The organism is Streptomyces sudanensis (assembly GCF_023614315.1).
Classification (GTDB): domain Bacteria; phylum Actinomycetota; class Actinomycetes; order Streptomycetales; family Streptomycetaceae; genus Streptomyces; species Streptomyces sudanensis.
Window position 1 is genome coordinate 2,721,059 of the sequence record NZ_CP095474.1, and the last position, 8,449, is coordinate 2,729,507.

Below are 8,449 nucleotides of genomic sequence, written 5' to 3' on the forward strand. Positions count from 1 at the left end.
CCGGGGGGGCCGGAGGCTCAGCGGTGAAAGCTCAGCGGCGGGCGGCGGGGACGCGGAGGCGGCGGAGGCCCGGCGCCGGGCCTCCGGACGGTGCGGACATGGCGGAGGCCCGGCGCCGGGCGGCGCGGACGCGGCCCGCGGCGGGCGGCAGGAGCGGGGACGCGGCGGGAGCTCAGCGGCGGGCGTCCCGGGCGGCGCGCAGGCGGCGGAGGCGGTTGACGGTGACAGGGTCGTGGGCCAGCGCCCGCTCGTCGTCCAGCAGGGCGTTCAGCAGCTGGTAGTACCGGACCGGCGACAGGTCGAGCTGCTCCCGGATCGCCCGCTCCTTCGCTCCCGGTCCCGGCCACGCGCGCCGTTCCATGGCGAGGACCGCGCGCTCGCGGTCGCCGAGCGGGGGGCGTTCCTCGGTCATGTCCGCTCCTCGCCCACCGCGCCGCCGCCCCGGCGGCTCCCGTCTCCTCCGGCACGGCCCGCGGGCCGCCGTCCGGCCGGGGTCCCGCCGGTGCCCTCCGCGTGCGACGTGCCGGCACCGGTGCGGCCGGCGGCGAGTCCGGGGACGGCCCCGTGGGCGGCGCCCTCCACGCGCTCCGGTGACGCGGCCGTGGTCGTCGGCGCGGCCGTGGTCGCCGGCGCGACCGGCGCCGCGGTCGTCCCCTTGTGACGGCGCACCGTCCACCACCCTCGCTTCGAGCCGCGTTCCCTCCCCGAAGGATAGGAGGTCCGTACGCGGGCCGGTTCGGAGGCCGGATGCGGCAGCCCACGCCCCCGCGCCCGCGTACCCGGGCACCGACCCCAGGGGGNCCGTACCCGCCNNGGNNNNCNNCCGCNNCNGANNNGNNANAGNNNGNGNNNGCCCCGAACGGCCCCCGGATCCCCGTCCGGCGGCGCGGGCGGGGAGCGCCGCCTCCCGGCGGGCGCGACTCGCGGTCTTCGACCGAGGCGCCGCCGTGCCCGTCGTGGGACCGTTTCCCGGTGGACGCGCCGCGACCGGCCGCCCGGACGGACCGGGCCCCTCGCACCGCTCGGGACGGCACCGTGCCGGGTGGGACACGCCACCGCCCTCACGCGGCCGGCGGTGCCGGGAGGGGCGCCGCCGGCCGCCGGGGTACGGAACCTCCGGGACCCGCCCGCCCCCGGGGCCCGTACGTCACCGAACCGGAGGTATCCGACCGATGACCGTTCACGCCGACCGCAAGGTCCTCACCGGGGCCCGCGTGGTGCTGCCGACCGGTGTCGTCGAAGGCGGACGGGTCGCCGTCGAGGGCACCCGGATCGCCGACGGCGCCGGCGTCCCCGCCGACGCGCCCGCGCTGGACCTCGCGGGCCACTGGCTGGTGCCGGGCTTCGTCGACCTCCACAACCACGGCGGAGGCGGCGCGTCCTTCACCTCGGGCACCCTCGACGAGGTGCTGCGGGGTGTCCGCACCCACCGGGCGCACGGCACCACCACCCTCGTCGCGTCGACCGTCACCGGCGACCTGGGCTTCCTCGCCCGCCGCGCCGGTGAGCTGGCCGAACTGGCCGAACAGGGCGACATCGCCGGCATCCACTTCGAGGGCCCGTTCCTCTCCCCGTGCCGCAAGGGCGCCCACAGCGGGGCCCTGCTGCGCGACCCCGACCCGGCCGAGGTGCGCGCGCTGGTCGACGCCGCCCGCGGCCACGCCCGCATGGTGACCCTCGCGCCGGAGCTGCCCGGCGGCCTCGACTCCGTACGCCTCCTGGCCGAGCGCGGCGTCATCGCCGCCGTCGGCCACACCGACGCCACCTACGAGCAGACCGTCGAGGCCGTCGACGCCGGCATCACCGTCGCCACGCACCTGTTCAACGCGATGCCCGGCCTGGGGCACCGCGCGCCCGGCCCGGCCGCCGCCCTCCTGGAGGACGAGAGGGTCACCGTCGAGCTGATCAACGACGGCACCCACCTGCACCCCGCCGCGCTGCGCCTGGCGTTCCGCCACGCCGGAGCGGACCGGGTCGCCTTCGTCAGCGACGCGATGGACGCGGCCGGGTTCGGGGACGGGACCTACCGCCTCGGTCCACTGGAGGTCGAGGTCAGGGCGGGGGTGGCCCGGCTCGTCGAGGGCGGCTCCATCGCCGGGTCCACCCTCACCCTCGACACCGCCTTCCGGCGCGCCGCCACCGTCGACGGGCTGCCCGTCGAGGCGGTCGTCCGGGCGCTCTCGGCCAACCCGGCGAGGCTGCTGGGCCTGGACGACCGGATCGGTTCGATCGAGCCCGGCAAGGACGCCGACCTGGTCGTCCTGGACGGGGGTTTCGCCCTGAAGGGCGTGATGCGCAAGGGCGAGTGGGTGGTCGAGCCCCGGACGGGATGACACCCGGCACGCTGCGCCGGGGCGCCACCGGCCGCCCCGACCTGGTCGCACCCGGCGCCGACGGGCCGGCCGCCCCCGCCGGGTNCCGCGAGCCGCTGCGCGCCGCCCGGAGCGCCCGCCGGNGCGGCGCGCGCGGTCGTCGCGTCCCTCGGCGCGGACGGGCTCCTCGCGGTCACCCCGGACGGCACCCGGGCCGCCGCCGCGCCCGCCCGGGCCATCGCCCGGCGACCCGAGCCCGTACGCCCGGGCCGGTCCGCGGCCCCGTCCGGCGGGCCGCTACCCGGCGCTGCTCACCTGGCCGGACTTGAGCCAGACCTGGTCCAGGTACGCCTCGCACTGGTCGCCCGGCTCGCAGGACATCTTCAGGTCGTTCTCGCCCTTCTTCAGCTGGACCCAGGAGTAGGTCCTGGTCCAGCCCTTCTCCCAGTCGCCCTGGGGGGCGCGCGCGAAGTTCGACATGTTGATCTTGCGGGGCTTGCCGTCGTTGACGGTGAGGGAGGTCTTCGCGTCCTTGCCGGGCACGCTGTAGGTGAGGAACAGTGTGTACGGGCCGTCCTGCGGCACGTCGACCTTCCAGCTGGCCGCGCCGCCGACGCCGTTGAACGTGACGTACGCCCCGCCCGCGCCCTGCGCCCCCTTCACCGCCGTGCCGAGCACGGCCGGCGGGGTGAGCTGGAGCGTCGCGGCGTCCCGCTTCGGCAGCTCGACGGCGTCCTGCTCCGGGGAGGAGGACGGGCTCGGGCCGCCCGGTTCCTCGGGGCTCTGGGACACGGCGACGGAGGGGGCCGGGTCGGGCGCCGCCGTCTCCTCGTCGGACTTGTTGGTGAGGAACGCCACGGCGATTCCGGCCACCACGACCAGGACCACCGCGATCGCGCCGATCAGCAGGCCCCTGGTGTTGGGCCCGCCGTTCCGGCCGCCGCGACCGCCGCCCCGGGCCGGGACCGGCCGGGTGGGGGCGCCGCCCGGGTACGTCTCGGGTGCGGCGTACTGCGGGTGCGGCTGCCCGTAGGGCGTGCCGGGCTGCTGCCCGTAGGGGGCCTGCGGCTGCGGCGGAACCTGCGGGCGCGGACGCTCGCCGACCGCTCTGACCTGGTTGTACGAGGTGCGGGGGCGTCCCGGCTGGGCCCCGGCGGGACCGGGGTAGCCGTAACCGCCCTGGCGGCCGCCGCGCTGGGCGCCGGACGCCTGGCCGTCCGCATACAGGTAGCCGAACGGGTCGTCGTCCTCGGGCGTGCCCTCACCGTTGCCCTGGTTTCCGGCAGCCATCCCTGGTCACTCCTCATCCGTGCTCGCCAGCCGTCACCGACCCCGGCGAGCCTACCCCGAACGGGTCACCCCGCCCGGCGGTGCGTCTTGGCCCGGGACCGCTTCTCCACGTACATCCGCTGGTCCGCGGAGTTGAGGACCTCCTCGACGGACATCCCGCACTCAGCCCAGCCGATGCCGAAACTGGCGCCCACCCGCACCGCGCGCCCGTCCACCCGGATCGGCGGGATGATGCCGTTGCGGAGGCGCGTGGCCAGGTCCGCGGCGTCGGCCGCGCCGAGCCCGTCGGCGAGGACGACGAACTCGTCGCCGCCGAGCCGGGCGACCGTGTCGCCGTCGCGGACCCCGGCGGCCAGCCGGCGGGCGACCTCGATGAGGACGGCGTCCCCGGTGTGGTGCCCGAACCTGTCGTTGATCGACTTGAAGCCGTCGAGGTCGCAGAAGAGGACCGCGAGGCCCTTCGTCCCGTCGTCGACGTCCCCGTCGGGCGCGACGGCGTGGACGTGCCCGTCGTACGCGCCGGTGCCCACGATCCCGGAGGCGCCGAAACCGAAGTCGTCGCCGCGGTAGCCGTGCTCGTACTCGTGCGCGCCGGCGTACCCGGCGCCGTGGACGTCGCCGTACGCCGGTTCGAAGCCGGCCGCGTCGGCCGCGGTGATCCGGATGCGGTCGCCGGGGCGGGAGCACAGCCGGGCGCTGAGCCGGGCGCGCAGCTCGGCGCTGTTGGGCAGACCGGTCAGCGCGTCGTGGGAGGCGCGGTGGGCGAGCTGGAGCTCGTGGCGCTTGCGCTCCTCGATGTCCTCCACGTGCGTGAGGAGGAAGCGGGGGCCGTCGGCGGTGTCGGCGACCACGGAGTTGCGCAGGGAGACCCAGACGTACGTGCCGTCCCGGCGGGCGAGGCGCAGTTCGGCGCGGCCGCCCTCGGCGGACGTCCGCAGCAGGGTGCCCACGTCACCGGGGTGGACGAGGTCCGCGAAGGAGTACCGGCGCATCACCGCGGCGGGCCTGCCGAGGAGGCGGCACAGCGCGTCGTTGGCCCGCAGCAGCCGGCCGTGCTGGTCGCCGCCCATCTCCGCGATGGCCATCCCGGACGGCGCGTACTCGAACGCCTGCCGGAAGGACTCCTCGCTGGCCCGCAGCGCCTGCTGCTCGCGCTCCAGCCGCACCAGCGCGCGCTGCATGTTTGCTCGCAACCGGGCGTTGCTGATCGCAATCGCCGACTGGGAGGCGTACATCTGCAGCGCCTCACGGCCCCAGGCGCCGGGACGGCGGCCGTTGCGGGGCCGGTCGACGGAGATGACGCCGAGCAGCTCCCGCTGGTCGCCGGAGGTGTACATGGGGGCGTAGAGCCGGTCTCCCGGGTGCCACTCGTCCTCGAAACGGGGATCGGGGCCGTCCGTGTGCCACTGCGGCACGTCGTCGTCGATGAGGACCCAGCCCTCGGTGTGGGGGATGAACCGCAGGTCGCCCCAGGCCTCCCCCATGCGGAGGCGCCGGTCCCAGGAGGCGCGGGAGCCGACCCGTCCGGTGATCAGGGCGTCCGCCGCGGCGTTCCCCGAGAGCGCGGCGACGACGAGGTCGCCGTCGGGGCGGACGAGGTTGACGCAGGCCAGCTCGTATCCGAGACCGGTGAGGAGGCCGTCGGCGACGGTCTGCAGCGTGTCGGCCAGACTGCGGGCCGTGTTGAGGTTGGCGACGACCTGATGCAGCTGCCGCAGGGTCGCAAGACGGACGTACGGCTCCGACTCGGTCTCCATTGTTGGCTCTCCCCGAGACCTCGACAGCAACAACTCCAGGTGTGTCAGCGGTGTTCTCGTGCGGTGTCACCGGCCACTGAATCACAGCGAGCTGTGCCGCCGGTACACAGGGTCAACAATTAATCCTTCATGTGACTTAAGTCACAAAAATAAGACCACGTTCGGGAAATCCCGGAAGCAAACCACCCGAAGACCTAGGTCCGGCCCGGCTCCGAGTGGTCCCTCGGCCCGATGCGGACGGGTGAGGCGTGAGGTTAGCGTTCCCGGTGTGCTCCCGACGACTCGAACCTCACTGTCAGACTCGCGCCTGCCCCATGCTGAAGGGGTGAGCGGCGAGGAGTTCCGTGCGGCGATGTCCCGGCTGGCGGCCGGCGTCGTCCTGGTGACGGCGGTGGAGCCGCCGATGGACGAGGACGTCGGCATGACGGCGACGGCGTTCGTGTCGGTGTCCCTGGACCCGCCGCTGGTCCTGGTGAGCCTGCGCAGCGGCTCCCGCATGGACGACCTGCTGGCGGAGCAGCCGCTGTGGGGCGTCTCCGTCCTCGCGGAGGGCCAGCGGCACATCGCGGGCCGGTTCGCGATGAAGGGCAGGGTCAGCGACCGCCTGCTGTTCGCGGACCTCCCCTGCACGCGCGGGGAGCTGACGGGGGCGCCGCTGGTCGGCGGGGCGCTGGCGGCGCTGGAGCGCCGGACGGAGCAGCGGGTGGAGGCCGGGGACCACACGCTGGTCATCGCCCGCGTCCTGACCGCGGCCTTCCCGAACCCGGAGGGGGCGCCCCTGATGTACTTCCGGGGGAAGTACCGCCACCTGGGGTAGGCGCCCGGGGCGCTGCGCGGGGGCTCCCGGCCGGTCGCGCCCGGCCCCGGGCGCCCTAGGACCAGTCACGCGCCGAACGCCCGCGCTTGGTGTCGGACCGCTGCTTCTTCTCCCGCAGCCGCCGCTCGTTGACGCCGCGCGGGACCTTCGTGGGGCGCCGGGGGCGTGGCGGGGGCGCCGTGGCCTCCGCGAGCAGCCCCGCCAGCCGCACCGTCGCCGCCTCCCGGTTGCGCCACTGCGACCGGTGCTCGGAGGCCCGTACGACGAGGACGCCGCCGACCAGCCGCCCGGCGAGCCGCTCCAGGGCGCGCTCCTTCCAGACCTGCGGCAGCGCCTCCGTACGGGCGAGGTCGAAGCGCAGCTCCACCTGGGAGTCGCTGGTGTTGACGTGCTGGCCGCCCGGCCCGGAGGACCTGGAGAAGCGCCAGACCAGCTCGGACTCCGGCAGGCAGACCGAGCCTCTGATGACGTGGGGACCGGGCATGCCTTTCATGTTCCCCGGCCGGCGCCCGCCCCGTCACGCGCTTTTCCGCCGGTGACGGGCGATTCTGGAACCACCTCGACCCTCCGGGCGTTATCAGCAGTGACGCACGGAGCACTCAGATGAAGGAAAGGGACTTCCATGGCTGTAAGCCTGTCCAAGGGCGGCAATGTCTCGCTGACCAAGGAGGCCCCGGGCCTCACCGCCGTCACGGTGGGCCTCGGCTGGGACGTCCGCACCACCACGGGCACCGACTTCGACCTCGACGCCTCGGCGATCGGCGTCGACGCGTCCGGCAAGGTCGCCTCCGACGCCCACTTCGTCTTCTTCAACAACAAGTCCACCCCCGATGGCACCATCGTCCACACCGGTGACAACCGCACGGGTGAGGGCGGCGGCGACGACGAGCAGATCAACGTCAACCTCGCGGGCCTCCCCGCGAACGTCGACAAGATCGTCTTCCCGGTCTCCATCTACGACGCGGTGAACCGCTCGCAGAACTTCGGCCAGGTCCGCAACGCGTACATCCGCATCGTGAACCAGAACGGCGGCGCCGAGATCGCCCGCTACGACCTCAGCGAGGACGCCGCGACGGAGACCGCCATGGTCTTCGGCGAGCTGTACCGCAACGGCGCCGAGTGGAAGTTCCGCGCGGTCGGCCAGGGCTACGCCTCCGGCCTGGAGGGCATCGCCCGCGACTTCGGCGTGAACGTCTGATCCGCGCGCGGGGCGCCCGCGGGCGGACGCGGACGACGGGTCCCGGTGGCGGTCTCCGCCCCGGGGCCCTTCGTTGCCTACTGTGGGTCGCATGATCGTCGAACCGCTGGAGCTCGGCGAGGAGGGCGCCCTGCCGGGCCCGCTCCTCACCGAGATCACCGGCCTGTACGCGTCGAACCGGGAGTTCCAGCAGCTCAGCGGGGACTTCCCGGACCCGGACGACATCCGGCCCGAGCAGGTGGCCGTCTCCCTCGCCGAGGAACTGGCGCAGCCCGGCGCCGAGGTGCTGCTGGCCCGGTCGGCCGGCCGGGTGATCGGCATCGCCGTGACCCTGGCGCACCATCCGGACCCGGACGACCCCGACCCGTGGATCGGGCTGCTGATGGTGCACGGCCGGGACCACCGCATGGGCTTCGGCCGCGAGCTGGCGGAGATCGTCGAGAAGCGGTTCCGGGCCCTGGGCCGCAGGGGCGTCAAGCTGGCCGTGCTGGAGAACAACCGCAAGGCGCTCCTCTTCTGGCGGTCCCTCGGCTACGAGGAGGTCGACCGCCGCGAGGAGCGCGGGTCGGGCCGGGACTGCGTGGTGCTCCGCAAGCCGCTGTAGCCGGCGGCGGCCGGGGCGCGGACCTCCCCCTGCGGTGCGGGCCGCCGGCGGCGGTTCCGGGCGGCGGGCGGGACGGCGGCCGGGACCGCGCACGCCGTCCCGCCGGCCGCCCGGCGCCCGCCCGCCCGTCCTCGGCCGCACCGCCGGACGCGGCGGCCCGGGGACGTGACACCATCGCGTACGTGCTCGACATCGGCTACTCGCTCTCCCGTCGTTTCCCCGACCCCCCGCAGACCGACTACCGGCGGGCCGACGTGCACGCCCTGCGGCACGACCTGTTCTGCGGGGACGTGTACCTGGCGGACACCGAGACCGACCGGGAGGTGGCCACGGCCTGGGGATGGGTGCCGGTGCTCGACTTCGCGTGGGCGCTGTGCGACATCGTCGAGCGGCTCGACCGGGACCCGCGCGGCAGCCGGGCGGCGCAACCCCAGTACGCCGAGCTGGACTTCANNNCCGANNNCGACCNGA

The 8,449-nt window shown here is 75.0% G+C and carries 8 protein-coding genes and 1 pseudogene; 5 read left to right on the top strand and 4 right to left on the bottom strand.

Annotated features, from left to right (window positions below; genetic code table 11):
* Positions 1-172: 172 nt before the first annotated feature.
* Positions 173-412 (bottom strand): DUF3263 domain-containing protein, encoded by a 240-nt coding sequence (locus MW084_RS12600; protein ID WP_010472824.1) that lies wholly within the window; start codon positions 410-412, stop codon positions 173-175.
* A 760-nt stretch (positions 413-1,172) separates the two neighbouring features.
* On the opposite strand from MW084_RS12600, the gene nagA reads away from it, so the two are divergent.
* A complete protein-coding gene (gene nagA, locus MW084_RS12605) occupies positions 1,173-2,333 on the top strand; it encodes an N-acetylglucosamine-6-phosphate deacetylase (protein WP_010472821.1) in 1,161 nt (386 codons plus the stop codon).
* 276 nt (positions 2,334-2,609) lie between these two features.
* On the opposite strand, the gene MW084_RS12610 is transcribed toward nagA, so the two are convergent.
* Both MW084_RS12610 and cdgB read right to left on the bottom strand, forming a co-directional pair.
* Entirely contained in the window at positions 2,610-3,602 is a 993-nt protein-coding gene (locus MW084_RS12610; protein ID WP_010472818.1) for a carbohydrate-binding protein, read from the bottom strand.
* A 65-nt stretch (positions 3,603-3,667) separates the two neighbouring features.
* Positions 3,668-5,359 (bottom strand): diguanylate cyclase CdgB, encoded by a 1,692-nt coding sequence (gene cdgB, locus MW084_RS12615; protein ID WP_010472816.1) that lies wholly within the window; start codon positions 5,357-5,359, stop codon positions 3,668-3,670.
* 352 nt (positions 5,360-5,711) lie between these two features.
* On the opposite strand from cdgB, the gene MW084_RS12620 reads away from it, so the two are divergent.
* Positions 5,712-6,176, top strand: a complete 465-nt coding sequence (locus MW084_RS12620) for a flavin reductase family protein (RefSeq protein WP_010472815.1) — start codon at positions 5,712-5,714, stop codon at positions 6,174-6,176.
* 55 nt (positions 6,177-6,231) lie between these two features.
* Here MW084_RS12620 and arfB read toward each other — a convergent pair whose 3' ends face one another.
* Entirely contained in the window at positions 6,232-6,669 is a 438-nt protein-coding gene (gene arfB, locus MW084_RS12625) for an alternative ribosome rescue aminoacyl-tRNA hydrolase ArfB (RefSeq protein WP_029553654.1), read from the bottom strand.
* A 129-nt stretch (positions 6,670-6,798) separates the two neighbouring features.
* On the opposite strand from arfB, the gene MW084_RS12630 reads away from it, so the two are divergent.
* From MW084_RS12630 to MW084_RS24585, 3 genes and pseudogenes are all read left to right on the top strand, one after another.
* A complete protein-coding gene (locus tag MW084_RS12630) occupies positions 6,799-7,374 on the top strand; it encodes a TerD family protein (protein WP_010472811.1) in 576 nt (191 codons plus the stop codon).
* 91 nt (positions 7,375-7,465) lie between these two features.
* The gene (locus MW084_RS12635) at positions 7,466-7,978 is read left to right on the top strand and encodes a GNAT family N-acetyltransferase (RefSeq protein WP_010472810.1); all 513 of its coding nucleotides are present in this window, start codon (positions 7,466-7,468) and stop codon (positions 7,976-7,978) included.
* Between the two features lie 29 nt (positions 7,979-8,007).
* Positions 8,008-8,431: pseudogene (locus tag MW084_RS24585) on the top strand (hypothetical protein); the annotation flags it as partial.
* Positions 8,432-8,449: the final 18 nt, after the last annotated feature.

Excerpts from the sequence above, each read along its gene's own strand:
- cdgB (WP_010472816.1), bottom strand. The coding sequence starts at position 5,359 with ATGGAGACCGAGTCGGAGCCGTACGTCCGTCTTGCGACCCTGCGGCAG.
- MW084_RS12610 (WP_010472818.1), bottom strand. The coding sequence starts at position 3,602 with ATGGCTGCCGGAAACCAGGGCAACGGTGAGGGCACGCCCGAGGACGAC.
- arfB (WP_029553654.1), bottom strand. The coding sequence starts at position 6,669 with ATGAAAGGCATGCCCGGTCCCCACGTCATCAGAGGCTCGGTCTGCCTG.
- nagA (WP_010472821.1), top strand. The coding sequence starts at position 1,173 with ATGACCGTTCACGCCGACCGCAAGGTCCTCACCGGGGCCCGCGTGGTG.
- MW084_RS12620 (WP_010472815.1), top strand. The coding sequence starts at position 5,712 with ATGTCCCGGCTGGCGGCCGGCGTCGTCCTGGTGACGGCGGTGGAGCCG.
- MW084_RS12635 (WP_010472810.1), top strand. The coding sequence starts at position 7,466 with ATGATCGTCGAACCGCTGGAGCTCGGCGAGGAGGGCGCCCTGCCGGGC.
- MW084_RS12630 (WP_010472811.1), top strand. The coding sequence starts at position 6,799 with ATGGCTGTAAGCCTGTCCAAGGGCGGCAATGTCTCGCTGACCAAGGAG.
- MW084_RS12600 (WP_010472824.1), bottom strand. The coding sequence starts at position 412 with ATGACCGAGGAACGCCCCCCGCTCGGCGACCGCGAGCGCGCGGTCCTC.